This is a genomic window from Pseudomonas sp. NPDC089743 (assembly GCF_044748785.1).
Taxonomy (GTDB): Bacteria; Pseudomonadota; Gammaproteobacteria; order Pseudomonadales; family Pseudomonadaceae; genus Aquipseudomonas; species Aquipseudomonas putida_X.
Window position 1 is genome coordinate 184,218 of the sequence record NZ_JBIVGS010000003.1, and the last position, 18,010, is coordinate 202,227.

General features: G+C 67.1%; 5 protein-coding genes. All 5 read right to left on the minus strand.

Features of this window, described 5'->3' with window-relative positions; genetic code table 11:
- Positions 1-19: 19 nt before the first annotated feature.
- Positions 20-919, minus strand: coding sequence for a chemotaxis protein (locus ACIPZC_RS07705; RefSeq protein ID WP_241804138.1), 900 nt, complete (start codon positions 917-919; stop codon positions 20-22).
- 343 nt (positions 920-1,262) lie between these two features.
- Positions 1,263-2,447 carry an HlyD family type I secretion periplasmic adaptor subunit gene (locus tag ACIPZC_RS07710; protein WP_241804139.1) on the minus strand — a complete coding sequence of 395 codons (1,185 nt, stop codon included), beginning with the start codon at positions 2,445-2,447 and terminating at the stop codon, positions 1,263-1,265.
- Positions 2,444-4,612: a type I secretion system permease/ATPase gene (locus ACIPZC_RS07715; protein WP_349974831.1), complete on the minus strand. Its 2,169-nt coding sequence runs from the start codon at positions 4,610-4,612 to the stop codon at positions 2,444-2,446. Before ACIPZC_RS07715 ends, ACIPZC_RS07710 begins: the two co-directional genes overlap by 4 nt.
- Complete coding sequence (locus tag ACIPZC_RS07720) at positions 4,609-6,042, minus strand: TolC family outer membrane protein (RefSeq protein WP_400626029.1); 1,434 nt, start codon at positions 6,040-6,042, stop codon at positions 4,609-4,611. Before ACIPZC_RS07720 ends, ACIPZC_RS07715 begins: the two co-directional genes overlap by 4 nt.
- 63 nt (positions 6,043-6,105) lie before the next feature.
- The gene (locus tag ACIPZC_RS07725; RefSeq protein WP_400626031.1) at positions 6,106-17,871 is read right to left on the minus strand and encodes a BapA/Bap/LapF family large adhesin; all 11,766 of its coding nucleotides are present in this window, start codon (positions 17,869-17,871) and stop codon (positions 6,106-6,108) included.
- Positions 17,872-18,010 lie beyond the last annotated feature (139 nt).

Below are 18,010 nucleotides of genomic sequence, written 5' to 3' on the forward strand. Positions count from 1 at the left end.
GGATATGACAGCACGGCCTTCATCGTTCGGCAAACACTACCGTGCGCGCCGCCACCACCAGGCAATCGGTCAGCTCCGGGGAGGAGAACTTGGTGAGGATGGCATTGGCCCCGGCCAGCCTGGCCTTCTCGGCACTCATCGCGCTGTCCAGCGAGGTGTGCAGCAGCACGTAAAGGTGCTGGAAGTCCGGTGTTTCGCGCAGCGTGCGGGTGAAGGCATAGCCGTCCATCTCCGACATCTCGATGTCGGACACGATGATGTTTATCTCCTGCGCAGTACCTTGCAGCTCCAGCAGCACGTTGATCGCATCCTTGGCACTGCGGGCGGTGTGGCAGTCGATGCCCAGGTTACGCAGAGTGTGCACCGACTGCTGCAGCGCCACTTGGCTGTCGTCCACCACCAGGATGTTGGCGGCGGCCAGCAGGCTGGCGTCTTCTTCGTTCAGTTTGCCCGGAGCAGGCTCCGGCTCCGGCGGGGCGATGGCGTGGATCACCTTTTCGATGTCCAGCACCTGCACCAAGGTGTTGTCGACGCGGGTCACGCCGGTGATGAACGAGCGGTTGCCCGAGCCAAAGGGCGGCGGTTTGATGTCGGTGCTCAGGCAGTGGACGATGCGGCTCACTGCCTGCACATGCAGGCCCTGGCGCGAGCGGCTGATCTCGGTGACGATCAGGCAGCCACCGTCGGGGTCGGCCAGTGGGCGTTCACCGATGGCCCGCGACAGGTCGATCACCGACAGCGGGTTGCCGCGCAGGGTCGCCACGCCTTTCACGTGGGGGTGCGATTCGGGCAACTTGGTCAGCGACGGGCAAGGGATGATCTCGCTGACCTTGAGCAGGTTGATTGCCATCAGCTTGCCGCTGCGCAGGGTGAACAGCAGCAGGGACAACGCGTCCGCGCGGGCATTTTGCGTGGCCATGGTGACCTTCATGGAAGACAGGGGATAACCGGTTATCGGCCTGTTCGGGCCAGGCTTTAACTTGGCGGTCGCCTTCGCTGGCCCTGTCGCCGGCAAGCCGGCTCCCACCAAATGGACCTTCACAAGACATTGGGTTGGTGTCCAACTTCCTGGGGCAGCTCGGGAGCTGCCTTACCCAAGACTTGGAAGCTGACATGACCCCTCCCACCAGATGGACCTCCACAAGACATTGGATTGGCGTCCAACTTCTTGGGCGCAGTCCGGCAGCTGTCTTACCCAACACCTGGAAGCTGACACGGTCCCGGTGGGAGCCGGCTTGCCGGCGATGGCCGCGCAGCGGCCCCTAGCGCTCGCGCAAGGCTTCCTTGGCCCGGTTCAGCGGCTTGATCAGGTAATCGAGAATGGTTTTCTCACCGGTGCGGATATCCACCGTGGCAATCATCCCCGGCACGATCGCAAAGCGCTTGCCGGCCTTGTTCTGCAGGCTGTCCTGCTCGGTACGGATGAACACCCGGTAGTAATAGATTTCCGGCTTCACCTCATCCTGCAGGGTGTCCGGCGAGATGCCCACCACCTTGCCTTCCAACCCGCCATACACCGAATAGTCATAGGCACTGATCTTCACCTTGGCCGCCTGGTCGGGGTGGATGAAGGCGATGTCGCGGGGGGCGATGCGCGTCTCGATCAGCAAGCGTTCGTCCATCGGCACGATCTTCATTACCTGCCCACCAGGCTGTACCACCCCGCCCAGGGTGTTGACCTCGATGTCCTTGACGATGCCCCGCACCGGCGAGCGCAAGGTCAGGCGTGACAGCGAATCGCTGCGCCCGCGGATCACTTCCGAGAGGCTGTCGGCTTCGGCGCTGGCCTTGGCCAGCTCTTCGCGGGCGCGTACCAGATAATCGGAGCGCGCTTCGTTGGCCTTGAGCTCGAGTTCCGAGCGCTGGCGGTTGAGGCGGATCACTTCGACCCGGCTGGAGGCCCCCATCTTGGCGAGGTTCTCGGTAATCTGCAGTTCGCTGCGCACCAGCCGCAGCGAGTCCTCGATACCCGCCAGGGTCTGCTCCAGGCCGCGGCGGCGGGTCTGGTACAGCGCGGTTTCGGCGTCGATCAGCTCCGGCGAGTCGCGCAGGCTGTCGGGGAAAACCAGCGGCTTGCCGGTGACCTCGGCGCGCAAGCGGGCAACGCTGGCGGTGGCCGCACGGTACTTGGCCTCACTTTCACCGACACTGGAGGCCGTCTTGGTCGGGTCGAGCTGGGCCAGCACCTGGCCGCGCTCGACCAGATCGCCTTCGGCCACGTTCATCTCGGCGACGATGCCGCCTTCGAACGACTGGATCACTTGCTCGCGCGAGCTGGGGATCACCTTGCCCGTGCCGGTAGAGACTTCGGTGACCTCGAACCAGGCAGCCCAGGCCAGGAACGCGGCCAGCATCAGTGCGCACACGGTGATCACGCGGCCGGCGCGCAGCACGGCCTGATCGTCCTGGCCATCGAGGTAGGACGCGGGGAGTTCATGGTTGCTCATGCCTGCGCTCCTTGCAGTTTGGCCAGGGCGGCGTCACGGCTGTCGTCGATGACGATGCGCCCGCCTTCGAGCACGATGATCCGCTCCACCCGTTGCAGCACGCTCAACCGGTGGGTGGCGATCACCAAAGTGCGGCCTTGGCAGAAGCGGTCGAGGTTATCGAGCAGCTTGCGTTCGGTCGTGTCGTCCAGCGAGGCGGTGGGTTCATCCAGCAGCAGTACCTGCGGCTGGCGCACCAGCAAACGTGCCAGCACCAATGCCTGGCGCTGCCCGCCGGACAGGCCCAGGCCGCCTTCCAGAATCAGGTGGTCCATGCCTTTGGGCAGGCGGCGCACGAACTCCAGGGCGCCCGTGGCGGCCAGCGCGGCCACCAGCTCCTGGTCACTGGCCTGGCCGGCGCCGAGGGTGAGGTTCTCACGCAGGGTGCCGTGGAACAGCCGCGCATACTGCGCCAGCAAGCCGACGTCCCGGCGCAGGTCGGCCGGGTCCAGGTGGGCCAGGGCAATGCCGTCGAGCGTGACCTCGCCTTGCACCAGGTCCATGGCACCGCCCAGCGCCTGCAACAGCGTCGACTTGCCGGCGCCATTGCGCCCCAGCACGGCGATGCGTTCGCCCGGCCGGATGTCCAGCTGGCCGATGTTCAGCACCGGTGGTGCCTCGGGGTCGTAGCGGAAGTTGGCCTGGCGCAGCCGGTACTCCCCGCGGATGGCCGGCAGGTGTACCCGGGCTTCGCCTTCGGGGTGATCGACCGGCGCCTGCATCAGTTTGTCCAGGCCCTGTAGCGCCACCTTGGCTTGTTGCCAGCGGGTCAGCACATGGGTCAGCTGCGCCAGCGGCGCCATCATCCGCGAGGACAGCATCGAGGCGGCCACCAGGCTACCGGTGGTGAGGTCGCCGGCAATCACCATCGGCGCGCCGATGACGATGACCACGGCAAACACCGCGCCTTGCACGTTCTGGGTCCAGGTCACCAGGCCGTTGGTCAGGGTGCGCAGATGCAGGTTGGTGTGCGCGCAGGCTGCGTTGTACTGGTTCCACTGGCGCTCGAAGCGCGCTTCGGCCTGCAGTGCCTTGATTTCATCCAGGCCCTGAACGCTTTCCACCAGCATGGCGTTGCGCAGGGACGATTCGCGCATCGAGGCATTGGCCAGGCGTGCCAGCCGGCGCTGCGCCAGCAAACCAGGCAGGAGCATGGCCAGCAGCGCCAGCAGCGGGATGAACACCAGCACGCCGCCGATCAGCCAGAACACGAACAGGAACAACAGGAAGAACGGCAGGTCGGCCAGCGCGGTGGCGGTGCTGGAGGTGATCAGGTCGCGGATCGACTCCAGCTCGCGCAGTTGCGAAATGAACGAGCCGGTGGATTTCGGCCGCGCCGAGTTGCGCAGGCGCAGGGCATGGCCGTAGACCAGGTCCGACACGCGCAGGTCGGCGCGTTTGCCGAGCAGGTCGGTAACCTTCAGGCGCAGCAGGCGCATGCTGAAATCGAACACCAGCGCCAGCACCACACCGCCGAACAGCACGTACAGGGTAGGCAGCGATTCGGCGGGGATCACCCGGTCATACACCTGCATCGAGAACAGCACGCCGGCCAGGGCCAGCACGTTGGCCACCAGCGAGGCGACCATCACCTGCCCGTACGGGCGCAGGTCGCGCAACACGATGCGGGCGAACCAATGGCGGTCGTACGGGGCGGTGTAGTCGTCGGTACGTACGTCGCGCAATGGCCGTGCCGGGCGCATCAGTGCCACGCGGTTGATGCGCCCTTCGAGCGCTTCGCGGGGCAGGCGCGAGGTGAGGCCCTGGTCGCCGGCGAACACCACGGCCAGCTGGTTGTCCTCGGTCACGGCTTCGACCACAGCCAGCTGGCCATCGTTGAGTTCCAGCACCAGGGGGGTACGCCATTGCCGCAGGGCCTTGGCATCGAAACGCACGAAGCGCAGGGACAGGCCGGCCTGGCGCGCCATGTGGCGCAGAATTTCATCCAGCGGCCGGGCATCTTCGACGGCCGCCAGGCGGATGCGCTGGGGCGATACATCCAACCGGTAGTGGTGGGCGACCTGCAGCATGACTTCAAGCCAAGGGCCAAGGTCCGGCCGATGGACGACAGCTGGCTCCGGGTTTTGCTGCTGCGTGGCTTGGCTCAGGTTGACCGTATCGTTCATGGCTCGATCTCCACCCCTTGCAGGTTGCGCCCTTCAAGGCCCAAGGCCATGCGCAGGGCGCCGGTGTTGTACAGGCAGTCGACATCCAGGCGCAGCAGGTCGGAACGGGTGCCGGCAAGTTCGAAGCGCGACTGGTAGATTTCCTGCTCGGCATTGAGCAGGTCGAGCAGCGGCCGTGTGCCCAGGTCCAGGTATTGCCGGCCGTAGAGCATGCGTGCCTCCTTGATGCTGGCCTGGCGCGCCTGGAGCGAACTCAGCCGGCGGCCCAGCCCCGAGGTTTGCGCCATGGCTTCGGCCAGACCGCGACGGGCCTGCAGGCGTGCAGCGTCTTCGGCGGAGTCGGCAGCGGTCAGGGCATACCCGGCCGCACGGCTGCGGGCGCTGATGGCACCGCCTTGGTAGATCGGCACCTCGAGGTTCAGGTAAATGCCCGCCTGGGTGCGGTCGAGGCGGTTGTTGTCGCGGTCGTAGTCGTTGTCCAGGTAGTGGTTGACCTGCGGCTGCAGCGACAGCGTCGGGTAGGCCTCGGCCTTGGCCTGTGCCAGTTCGGCTTGGGATTGTGCGCGCAGGGCCAGGGCCATGAGCACTGCAGGCAGGCGGTCGTCGCCCTGCGGTGGGCGCTTGCAGGCCTGGTCGAGTTCGGGGGGCGTTTCTTCGGCCAGGGCCGGCGGTGAAACGCGGCCGAGCAGGGCGGCGAGGGTAGAGCGCCAGCGCTGGTACTGGGCCTGATACTCCTCGAGGGTCGCGCGCGCGCCTTCCACCCGGGACTCGGCCTGGACCACGTCGGAGCGCGTGCTGGCGCCCATGTCGCTGCGCTGGCGCGCCATGCCGGCAATAGCGTTGACGCCGTTGATCTGCTCACGGGCAATCACCATGAGCTGCTCGTAGCGGCGGGTTTCGATCCAGGCGTAGGCGGTATCGCGGGCCAGGTCGTCGATGACCAGCAGGATGTTGGCCTGGGCTCGGGCGGCAGCGGCTTTGGCAGCGTCGACGGCGCTGTCGACCTTGCCGAAATCGTAGAGCATCTGCTTGAGCGACAGGTTCAGCGCCTGGCTGCTGCGGTCGCCGCCATACCCGCTGTCATAGCCGGTACGGATACCGCCGGAAAGCTGCGGGTAGTAACCGGCGCGCGCCACGTTGATGCCTTCGCCTTGCTTGTACAGGTTGCCGACGGCTTCAGCGATGCTGGGGTGCCACTGCGCAGCGGCCAGCACCGCCTCGGCCAGCCCGAGCCGATCGCCATGGGTGGCGGCCTGGCCTGCCGCGGGGCGGGCAGGGATGGCATCGGGGGCATCGCGTAGCAGTGACGGGCCGATGGTGCGTAGCGAGGGGTCTATGTCATCGGCTGCCTGCGCAACCGGGTTCCAAATCAATACCAGGAGCGCGACGGCTCCCGGCAACAGCGGTGACAGCGGACTGCTTCGCTTCACATAATTCCCTTACTGCTGATCGTCCTTGCCGCCGGGCATGGCGCCCGGCGGGTTACTGCGGCCTCAGACGACATGGATGCCGTTCTGCACCCACAGGTGGTGGCTCGGATCCTCCTGGGCCGTGTATTGGTTATAGTCGATGCCGTCGGCGCTCTGGCTGCCGGTCAGGCTCCAGTTATCGGTCATGTGCACCGAATCCTTGTCGTCACCTTTGATCAGCAGCGTGCTGCTGGCGCTTTCGGTGACGGCCACCACATCCGCCAGGCTCAGCGTCAGGGCCACCGCGCTGGTGTCGTTGAGGTCGATGATTTCGATGTCGTGGACACGCTCGGCCAGGGAGCTCAGGTCGATGCTGGCATCGCCGCCGCCCCACAGCAGGGTGTCGGTACCACTGCCGCCGTCGACGCTGGCAAAGGCCTGGTCGACCACCATGAGGGTGTCGTCGCCGGCCCCGCCTTGCAGGCTGATGTGCCCGCCCTGGCTGCCATCGAGGTGGTCATTGCCATCGCTGCCGGCAATCACCTCGGTCGATGCGGCCGCGGCCACACTGGCCAAGGCCGCCCCCTCGTCACCGCTTTCAGCCAGCAGCGAGGTGGTCGCGGTAAACCCGGTGGCGTTGTCCAGGTTGATGGTCAGCGTTGCGGTATCGGTGGTGCCGTTGGGGTGCGTCAGTTCGTAGGTGAAGGTGTCCTGTTGGCCGATCACTGCCGAGGTCAGGCCGGCCTTGAGGGTATAGGTGTAGCTGCCGTCAGCGTTCACCAGAAGCGTACCGTAGGTGCCGGCCACGCTGACGCCGTTGTAACCGGGGATGGCGTAAGTGTTGGCCGCTACCAGCACGCTGAGCACGGTCAGCGTCGAACCGAGGTTGTCGGCTCCGCCCCCGGCAGTGTCGGTCAGCAGGTTGCCGGTCACGGGGGTGTAGCCGCTGACCACGAACTCGTTGGCGTACGTGGTGGTGGTGTTGAGGCTGGTGGTGATCGAGCTGGCCAGGCCAATGCCACCTGCGCTGACACGGATCTCGTAGGTACCGGCGCCCTGGTTCTGGAAGGTGTAGGCCGAACCGCCGCCGAGCAGGCTGACCAGCGACCCACCGGGCACAGACTGCACGAGGACGTACTGGCCGGTAGCCGTGTTGAGTTTGTAAAGGCCGAGGGTGGTGCCGTTGAGCAGGCCCAGCAGGTTGGCGGAGTTGAGTACCACTTGCAGGTTGGCGGTGGTGTCGGCGGCAACGGTGGTGGTGTAGGCCGCCTGCCGCGAGCCGATCAGCGGCAGGGACAGTGTGCCCAGTGTGGCGCTGGCGGTGTCCACCCGGTTCGCCAGGCTGATGTTGGTGCTGTCGATGTCGTTGACGGCATCGACCACCGTGGCGGGCGCGCTGAGGTTGCTGTCGCTCCAGACCTCCGTGGCTTGCGGGCTGTCGATCCGCACATACAGGTTGGCGACATCGGTCAGGCCGTTGCCGTGCACCAGTTGATAGCTGAACACGTCCACCTTGCCGACGCTGGCGGGGGTGCCGTTGGGCGTGTAGGTGTAGCTGCCATCGGCGCGGATCACCAAGGTGCCATACAGGCCCTGCACTTCGGTGGCGCTGCCGGCGGTGACGTAGCTGCCGTTCTTGAGCACTTGCAGCACGGCACTGCTGTCCGGGCCACGGGCATCGGTGGTGCCGTCGACCCCGGGGTCGGTGATGACGTTGCCGGTAGTGGGGGTACCAGTGCCGGTGAACTGGGTCAGGCTGGTGGTTTCTACGTCCAGCGTGGTGGTCACGTTGGTCACCAGGCCGATCCCGCCACTGGCGACGGTCAGCCGGTACTCACCGGCTTGCAGCTCGCCGATGTCGACGCGCACCCCTTGGCCCAAAGGCAGCAGGACCAGGTCCAGCAGGCCTTGGCTGTTACCGGTCGCCACCGTGACCCAGGCCCCGGCAGCATTTTTTACCTGCAAGGTGAAGGTGGTGTTGTCGAGCAGGGCCAGGGCACTGCTTGTGGTCAGCGTCAAGGTAGGGTCAACCGTGGTGCCGGCCCCGACCGTCCAGGTGTAGGTCTTGCTGAAGCCCGCCAGCAGGGTGGTGAAACTGTCGGTGTAGGTCTGCGTGGCGACAACCGGTGCCAGGTTGACGGTGGGGCTCGCCAGGTTGTCGCTGGCGATCACCGGTGCATTGGCGTCGACGTCCGGCGCGGTGATGGTGACGTTGCCGGAGACATTGTTGCGGGGGTCGGTGAGCGACACCGACAGGCTCTGGCCGTTGTCCTGGGCAGGTGTCAGGGTGACGGAGAAGGTGCCGTCGGGCTGCACCGTGCCGGTTTGCAGGACGGTGCCGTTGGCGCTGCGCACCGTGACCGTGGCGCCTGCCTCGCCGCTGCCGGTCAGCGTGCTGCCGTCGGCGCTGATCACCAGGTTGCTGGCCAGCGCTGGCGGGGTGAGGTCTGGAGCGGTCAGTGCGGTGCCGGTCGAAGCGTTGCCGCTGGCGTCGGTCAAGGTGACCGTCAGGGCCTGGTTGTCGATCTGCGCCGCCGCCAGGCTGACCACGAACAGGCCGTTGCTGCCGACTGTGGCGGTGCCGAGCACGGTGCCTGCCGCGTCGCGCACGGTGACGGTGCTGCCGATCTGGCCAGAGCCGCTGACCGTGGTGCCGTTGGCGTTGATGGCGGCCACTGGCGCCGCGGGTGGCGTGGTGTCGGGGGCTGTGACGCTGGCGCTGCCGGACTGGTTGCCGGCGGCATCGGACTGGCGCACGGTGAGCAACTGCCCGTCGTTCTGCGTGGTGGAGAGGTTGACGGTGAAGCTGCCATTGGGTTGCACCACGGCGCTGCCCAGCGGCCCGCCCGGGCCGGTGACGGTGACTGTCGCGCCGGGCTCGCCGACACCGGTCAGCACGGTGCCTGCGCCGCCCACGGCCAGGTTGGTCGGTGCCGCCGGCGCCTGAGTGTCCGGCGCGGTATAGCTGGTGCTGCCCGAGGCATTCGCTGCCGCGTCGACCTGCGTCACACCGAGTACCTGGCCGTTGAGCTGCGCGCTGTCCAGGTTGATGCTGAACACGCCGCCCGCGTTGACCACGCCGGTACCGAGCACATTGCCATTGGCATCGCGCACGGTGACTGTGGCATTGGCTTCACCGGTGCCGGTCAGCACCAGGCCATTGGCGGACAGCGCAGTGACCACCGGGTTGGCCGGCGGCGTGCTGTCGGCCGCCTGCACGAACACCGGTTGCGACTCAGTGCCCGCCACCGCCTCGGCAGTGACCGACAGCGATTGGCCATTCAACTGGGCGCTGTCGAGCTGCAGACTGAAGTCGCCGTTGCCGTCCGCTGTACCACTACCGATCACATTGCCCTCACTGTCATAGACCGTGATGGATGCCCCGCTGGTGGCGTTACCCGTGAGGGTCAGGCCGTCAGGGTCCAGCACCACGTTGGTCGGGGGCGCTGAGGGTGGAACATCCGGGGTGAGGTAGGTCTGTACTGGTGAGGGGTTGGTACCGTCGTCTTGGATCACTTCCAATGTGACGTCTGCGCCAGGTGCGGGGTCGAGGTCGATGGAGAAGTTGCCATTGGCATCGACCACACCGGTGCCGATCACAGCGCCTCCCAGGCTGACAGTCACTGTAGCGTTGGGCTCACCGCGCCCGGTCAGCACGTCGTAGTCGGCATTGATGGCCAGATTGGTAACCGGTGCAGGTGGCGACGTGTCGCCAGCCTGGTAAGTGGCTGGCAGCGAAGCGTTGCCCGCCTCATCAAGGGCGACCACGGTCAGCAATTGGCCGTTGTCCTGCGCCGGGCTCAACGTCACGCTGAAGGTGCCGTCTTGGTTGGCCTGGCTGGTGCCGAGAATGGTGTTGTCCGGGCCACGCACGGTGATGATGCTGTCGGGTTCGGCACTACCGGTCAGCAGCGTGCCCGTCGCGTCCAGCGCCAGGCCGGTGGGTTGCTCCGGTGGCACCAGGTCCGGGGCGGTCACTTCGAGTGGCGCGCTGGGGTTGCCGGTGGCGTCCTGAGCGACCACGGTCAGTACCTGGCCGTCGATCTGTGGGGTGGTGAGGTCAAGCACGAAGGTGCCATCAGGGTCGATCACGCCCTGGCCGACCATGTCGCCACGGTCGTTCATCACGGTGATGCGCGCCCCTGCTTCGCCGCTACCGGTGAGCTGGGTGCCGCTGTCGTTGAGCACCGCGACCACCGTGGCCGGCGGCGTGGTGTCGGCTGCGGTGGCCGAGCTGATGGGCGATACGTTATCGCTGTCGTCTGTCAGGGTTACCTGCACCGTTTGGCCGTTGAGCTGCGCCGAGCTCAGATCGACCACGAAGGTACCGTCGGCCCCCACGGTGGCGGTGCCGATTTCAGTGGTACCCAGGTACACCCGTACCGTGGTGCCCGCTTCGCCGACGCCGCTTAGCTGATCGCCTGCAGCATTGAAACGCAGTTCGGTCGCCGCTGCAGGGGGCGTGAGGTCGGGTGCATCGACGGTGACCGGCGCGCTGATGTTGCCGGGTGGGTCGGCCTGCTGTACCGACAGCACTTGCTGGTTGATCTGGGCGGGCGACAGTTCTACAGAGAAGCTGCCATCGGTGAGCACAATGGTCGTACCGAGCACTACGCCTGCGGCATTGGTCACCGTGACGGTGGCGCCTGGTTCACCCTGGCCGGTGACCACGCTGCCATCGGCATTGATCGCCACCTGTGTGAGGATGGCCGGCGGCGTGAAGTCGGGCGTTTGCAAGGTGGCGACCGCCGACACGTTGCCGGCTGCGTCGGCCTGGCTGAGGCTGAGCAGTTCGGCGTTGCCCAGTGCCGGGTTGAGCGTGACGGTGAAATTACCGCTGGCATCGACCACTGCCGTGCCGATCTCGTCGCCCTGGGCGTTGGTCACACTCACCTGTGCGCCGGGCTCGCCGCGGCCGGTGAGGGTAACCCCGTCGCTGGAAATCGCAAGCTCGGTGGGGGCTGCCGGTGGGGTGGTATCGGCTGCGGTGATGGGGCTGGGGTCGGACTGGTTGCCGGCGGCATCGGTCAGTACCACCTGTACCTGCTGGCCGTTGGCTTGTGGCGCGCTGAGCGTGACCTGGAAGGTACCGTCGGCGCGGACCACTGCGCTGCCCAGTGTACTGCCATCGGCAGCCAGCACTTTGACGGTGCTGCCGGCCTCGCCGGTACCGTTGAGCACGCTGCCGCCGCCGGCGAATGCCAGGTTGCCAGCAGCATCGGGTGCCACGCGGTCGGGCGCAGTCAGGCTGACACTGTCGGACTCATTGCCCGCGGCGTCGCTCTGCTGTGCACTGAGCTGCTCGCCATTGATCTGTGCGGTACTCAGGCCAATGCTGAAATTACCATCGGCATCGACCACGGCGGTGCCCAGGTCGACACCGCCTTCGCCGAGCACGGTCACCGTGGCCCCCGGCTCACCTCGGCCGGTGAGCGTCAGGCCATCGGCGCTCAGCACCAGGTTGGTCAGCGCTTGTGGAGCGGTGGTGTCCGGTGCCTGCAGGGTCGCAGGTAACGAAACACTGCCATCGGTGCCCACGGCACTGACCTGCAAGACTTCGCCGTTGGCCTGAACGCTGTCGAGGTTGACCGTGAAGCTGCCGTCATTGCCCACTGGCGCAGTGCCCAACAGCACGCCGTCAGGGCCATACACACTGACGGTGCTGCCAGGGGATCCATTGCCGGTAACCACCAGGCCATCGGCTGAGAGCGTCAGGTTGTCCGGAATGTCCGGTGCCAGGTCGCCTGGCGCGGTCACGGTCTGTGCCGGCGAGGTGTTCTGCGCGGCATCGGCCTGGGTCACGCTGAGGTTTTCGCCGGCTATCGCTGCAGGGCTGAGCGCGACGGTGAACCGGCCATCGCTGCCGACCGTGGCGGTCCCCAGCGAGGTGCCGTCGGGCGCGCGCACGGTGACCGTGGCGCCGGCTTCGCCGGTACCGGTCAGGCTGGCGCCGTCGGCAGCGACGGCCAGGTTGGCGACGGCGGTGGGTGGTGTGGTATCGGCTGCGGTGTAAGGCGCGGCAGGCGACACGTTGCCTGCGGCATCGGTGGCCGTAACCTGCAAGGTCTGGCCGTTGGTTTGGGCGCTGCTCAGGGTGACCTGGAAGGTGCCATTGCTGCTGGCCACGGCGGTACCCAGGACATTGCCTGCGGCATCACGCACGGTCACGGTGCTGCCTGCTTCGGCGCTGCCGCTCAGTTGCACGCCGCTACTGGCCAGGGCGAGGTCGGTTGGCGCCGCGGGTGGGGTGAGGTCCGGCGCTGTTACCGCAACGGGCGGCGAGGTGTTGTTGCCCGCGTCGGTCTGGGTCACGCTCAAGTTCTGGGCGTTGAGTTGCGCGCTGGTCAGGGTGAGGGTGAAGCTGCCGTTGGCGGCCACCTGGCCGGTGCCAATGATGGTGCCATCGGGGCCGCGCACCGTCACGCTGGCACCCGCTTCACCCAGGCCGGTGAGGGTCAGGCCATTATTGTTGAGCACCACATTGGTCAGCGGGGCTGGTGCGGTGAGGTCGGGTGTGTCGAGGGTGACAGCAGGCGACGTGTTGCCAGCTGCATCCAGCTGGCTCACACCGATCGCCTGGCCGGTTGCCTGTGGCGTATCGAAGGTGACCGTGAAACGTCCATCAGCACCCACGGTCGCGGTGCCGACCACGGTGCCGGCGGCGTTGCGCACCTGCACGGTGGCGCCGGCTTCGCCACTGCCTGACAGCTGCCTGCCATCGGCGCTGAGCACGGGGTTGCCGACCGCCGCCGGTGGCGTGCGGTCCGGTGTCGCCAGGCTCGCCGGGCCAGACACATTGCCAGCGGCATCGCTGAGGGTGACCTGCAAGGCGCTGCCGGTGGTTTGCGCACTTGGCAGGGTGATCTGGAACTCGCCGCTCTGGTTGACGGTGCCGGTTGCCAGCACCGCGCCACTGGCATCGCGCACTGTCACCGTGGCGCCCGCCTCACCCTGGCCGCTGACGACGGTTGCCGCGCTGTTCAGGCTCAGGCCGGCGGGCGCATCAGGCGCTTGCAGGTCAGGCGCCTGCAAGGTTGCGGCCAGCGAGCTATTGCCCGCCGCGTCGCTCTGGGTGACGGTGAGGTTCTGGCCGTTGGCTTGCTGGGGTGTCAGTGTGACGCTGAACAAGCCGTTGCTGCCAACGATGGCGGTGCCCAGTTCGGTGCCTTGGGCATCGACCACGCGCACGGTCGCGCCCACCTCGCCCTGGCCGGTGAGGGTACTGCCGCTGCCGTCGAGGGCAAGCTGGGTGGGGGCATCCGGGGCGGTATTGTCTTCGGCCACGATTGTGGCCGGTACGGAAGGTTTACCGCCGGCTGAAAGGCGTGCGCTGACCTGCAGGGTCTGGGCATTGAGCTGGGCGTCGCTGAAGAACACGCGGAAGATGCCGTCGCTGCCGACCGTCGCGGTGCCCAGCGTGGTGCCGCCGGAGGTCACGGTGATCAGCGAGCCCACGGTGCCTTCGCCGGTCAGGAGGAAGCCGTCGGCACTGATGGTCAGCGCCGTTGGTGTGGCGACCTCGGTGCCGTCTGGCCCGTCCACGTTTACTGGGGTCTCGTTGCCAGCGTCGTCCCGGACCACCACCTGCACGGTGTCGCCGGCAACCAGGGGTGGGTCGACTTCGACCACGAAGGTGCCGTCCGGCCCGGCGGTTGCGGTGCCCAGTTCAGTGGTGCCGTCGCGAACGATGATGGTGGCGCCGGGTTCGGCAGTACCCCCGATGGTCCCGCCATCCGGGCTGATCGTGATGTCGGTGGCCGCATCAGGCGGTGTGGTGTCCGGCGCGGTAACGGTCGATGCGCCAGAGTCGTTGCCGGCCCCGTCGCTGACCACCACGGTCAGGGTCTCGCCATTGGTGAGCGGGGTATCAAGCGGCACGCTGAAGCTGCCGTCACCGTTCACTGCAACGGTGGTGGAATTGCCACTGGGGTCGGTCACCGTGACCGTACTGGCCCCGGGGGCGTTGCCGGTCACCGTGGTGCCATCCGGGCTGACGTCTACATCGGTCGGCAGCGCAGGCGGCGTGAGGTCCGGCGCAGTGGCCTGGGCTGCGAGGGAGGTGTTGCCGGCAGCATCGGTGAGGGTCACCTCAAGGCTCTGCCCATCCAGTTGCGCTGGCGACAGCGGCACGCTGAAGTTGCCGCCCACCGGCACCACGACCGTGCCCAGCAGGTCGCCGTTGGCATTGCGCACTTCAACGGTGGAGCCGACCTCCCCGTTGCCCTGCAGGGTTGTGCCATCGGCACTGACTTGCACGCCGGTCGGGGTGGCAGGGCCGGTTGAATCGTCAGCGGTGAAGGTGGCCGATGGCGAGGTATTGCCCTGATCGTCGACAAGCACCACCGACAGAACTTCGCCGTTGGTCTGGGCAGGGGCGAGGGTGACGGTGAAGCTGCCGTCGGGTTGCACTTGGGCATCGCCCAGCAATTGCCCGTCAGCATCGCGCACTTCTACGGTGGCGCCTGGCTCACCTTGCCCGCTCAACACACTGCCATCGGCGCTCAGCCCCAGGCCTTGTGCAGGTTGCGGTGCTTCCAGGTCGTTGGCGGTGACGGTGTCGGCAGTGGAGGTGTTGCCCGCAGCGTCCGCCTGGGTGACGGACAGCGTCTGGCCGTTGAGCTGCGGTGGGTCGAGGGTCACCCGGAAGCTACCGTCGGCCTCCACCACGGCAGTGCCCAATACTGCGCCGCCGGTGCCGATGACGCGCACCTGCGCGCCGGGCTCGCCGCTACCGGTGAGCACGCTGCCATCGGCGGAAAGGGCCAGGCCGGTGGGGGTGTCGGGCGCCTGATTGTCCGGGGCTGGCAGGTCGACCGCTGCAGACACGTTACCGGTTGGGTCGCGTTGCTCCACGGTCAAGGCCTGGCCATTGGTCTGCGGTGGGGCAAGGGTGAGCTCGAAGGTACCGTCGCCGGCCACCTCGACGCTGCCCAGTACAGTACCGTCTGGGCTGCGCACGATCACGGTGGCACCTGGTTCGCCAGTGCCGCTGACGGTGGTGCCGCTGTCGTCGATGCTCGGGTTGCCGACGACTTGCGGTGGGGTACTGTCGGGAGCGGTGAAGTCGACCGGCCCGGCACTGTTGCCCAGATTGTCGGTGGCCTCTACGGTCAGGCTCTGGCCGTTGCGCTGTGGCGGGTCGAGGGTGACATCGAAGCGCCCGTCGGCGCCGACTGTCGCGGTGCCCAGTACGGTGCCGTCCTGCGCGCGCACCGTGACGATCGAGCCGCTCTGGCCCTGGCCGGTGAGGTGCAGGCCTGTGCTGTCGATGGCCAGCGCGGAAGGTTGCAACGGGCCGTCCAGATCCGGCGCGGTCAGGGTTGCGGTCGATGTGTTGCCGGCAGCGTCACTCAGCGCCACGTCGAGCATCTGGCCATTGGTTTGGGCCGGTGTCAGGGTGACGGTGAAGACGCCGTTCGCACCCACCACTGCCGTGCCGAGCACTGTGCCCTCGGCATCGCTGACCTGCACGGTGGCCCCGGGTTCACCGCGGCCGGTGAGGGTGACGCCATCGGCGCTCAGGGCCAGGTCACTGGCAAGGTTGGGCGCGGTGATGTCCGGTGCGCCGACCTGGGTCGGCAGCGAGCTGTTGCCGTCTGCGTCCAGGGCCACCACATCGAGCAGTTCGCCGTTGGCTTGAGGGGGGGTCAGGCCGATGGTGAAGGTGCCGTCATTGCCCGCTTGCACGCTGCCCAGCACATTGCCTTGGGCATCGCGCACTTCGACAAAGCTGCCTGCAGGCGCCGTGCCGCTGACGGACGAGCCATCGGGGGCCACCACCAGCCCGGCCGGGCCTTCCGGTACGGGCGTCTGCGGCACGGTGATGCTCAGCTCAGGCGATGCATTGCCGGCAGCGTCGGTTTGCACCAGCACGATGCTTTCGCCCGCCACCACCGGAGCATCCAGTTCGACCAGGAAGGTGCCATTGGCTGCCACCGTGCCACTGCCGATCACATTGCCGTCGGCATCCAGCACTTGCACGGTGGCACCCGCTTCACCGCGGCCCGCGATCACGACACTGCCGGCGCCCACTATCACGCCGGTGATCAGTGCCGGGGGCGTGATGTCCGGGGCTGTATACGCCAGTGGTGCGGAGCTGTTGCCAGCGGCATCTGTGACCGTGATGGCCAAAGGTTGGCCGTTGGCCTGGGCAGGGTCGAGGGTGAGGCTGAAGCGGCCATCCGGCCCGGCGATAGCGCTGCCGATCAGGTCGCCGGAGCTGTCACGCACCTCTACCCGTGCACCGGGTTCGGCGCTGCCGGTCAGCGTTTGGCCGTCGGTGAGCGCCAGCCCGGTCGGTTGCCCGGGGGCTATCAGGTCTGGTGCCGTCAGTGGGCTTGTCGGTGATACGTTGCCAGCGGCATCGGTCAAGGTCACTTGCAGCGACGAGCCATTGGTCACGGGCGTGGTCAGCTGCAGGGTGAAGGTGCCATCAGGCTGCACCGTCCCGGTGCCCACGACCTGCCCCTGGTCGTTCGTTACGGTTACCGTTGCACCTGCTTCACCGCGCCCCGATACGGTACGGCCATCGCCGCTGATGATCAGGTCAGTGGCGGGCGCCGGCGCAGTGGTGTCACCCCCGCCGGTATCGATGTCCGGCGCGTTGACGGTGCCGGCAGTGGAGATGTTGCCAGCGGCGTCACTGGCAGTGACTTGCAGCGCCTGCCCCTCGGTTTGTGGGGGTTGCAGGGTGACGTTGAACAGGCCGTCGGCACCTGCCACGGCGGTACCCAGCACGGTGCCGTCAGCGGCACGCACTTGCACGGTGGACCCGGGTTCGGCACGGCCGCTGACGACTCTACCGTCAGCGCTGACAGCCAGGTCGGTCGGTGGCGTGGGCGGGGTGGTGTCGGGCGGGTTGCTAACCCCGTCATCGGGTGCGTTGATGGCTGCTGCAGGTGAGGTGTTCCCGGCGGCGTCGCTGGCAGTGACTTGCAGCGCCTGTCCATCGGTTTGTGGGGGTTGCAGGGTAATGCTGAACGAGCCGTCGGCGCCTGCCACGGCGGTACCCAGCACGGTGCCGTCGGCGGCACGCACTTGCACGGTGGATCCAGGTTCGGCACGGCCGGTGAGTGTGGTTCCCTGCTCGTTCACGGCCAGTTCGGTGGGCGCCACGGGGGCGGTTGCATCCGGCGCGGTCACGTTGCCCGGCTGCGAGATGTTGCCAGCCGCGTCGGTCAAACTGACGTCCAGGCTTTCGCCATTGACCTGGGGTGGGTTCAAGGTGACGGTGAAGGTGCCGTCGGCGTCCACGGTACCGGTGCCCAACAGGTTGCCAGCGGCATCACGCACGTTCACCGTGGCGCCCGCTTCGCCGCGGCCAGTGAGGCGCAGGCCATCGGGCGATACCAGCAGGTCGATAGGTGTGGCGGGTGGCGTGGTGTCACCTGGGGCGGAGCTGCCGCTACTACCGCCACCGCCGCCGCTGCCTGCGGCGGCGGCAGCGCCACCAACGCCCAGCAGGCTCAACCCGGCAATCGCCCAGGTTGGGGTTTCGCTGCCCGCGACGCCGATGCCGGCGACCAGGTCATCGAGCGAGTCGACTTCCTGGAAGGTGAAACCGGTGAAGGCTTCGGCATCGTAGTTGGCGTACCACAGGGTGCCGTCTTCGCCGACGAAGACCATGTCACTGCCCACACCTGCCTGGTCCACGGCAAAGAAGTTGCCGACGGTGACCTTTTCCCCAGACTTGAGGGTGACGATCAGGTCCTGACCCCGCCGGGTCACGGTTGCCACCTGGTCCGGCGCAACGGGCATCTGCACCACGCCTGGGCCGTTGAGCGTGATATTGCCCCAGGCATTCTGGGTGGCGACGGTGGTTTGCTTATCGGCAACGACGATATTGTCCATGGAGGCTCCCTGCTGATTGCGGTACACAGGGTCGGCGTAAGCGATCCTGCTGGCGCAACCGCTTGTGCAGTAGCACGCAGCCCGGTCGTCTAACGGTCCTGTTACCGGTGGTAAGGGAGATATAGCAGCCCAACGGAAA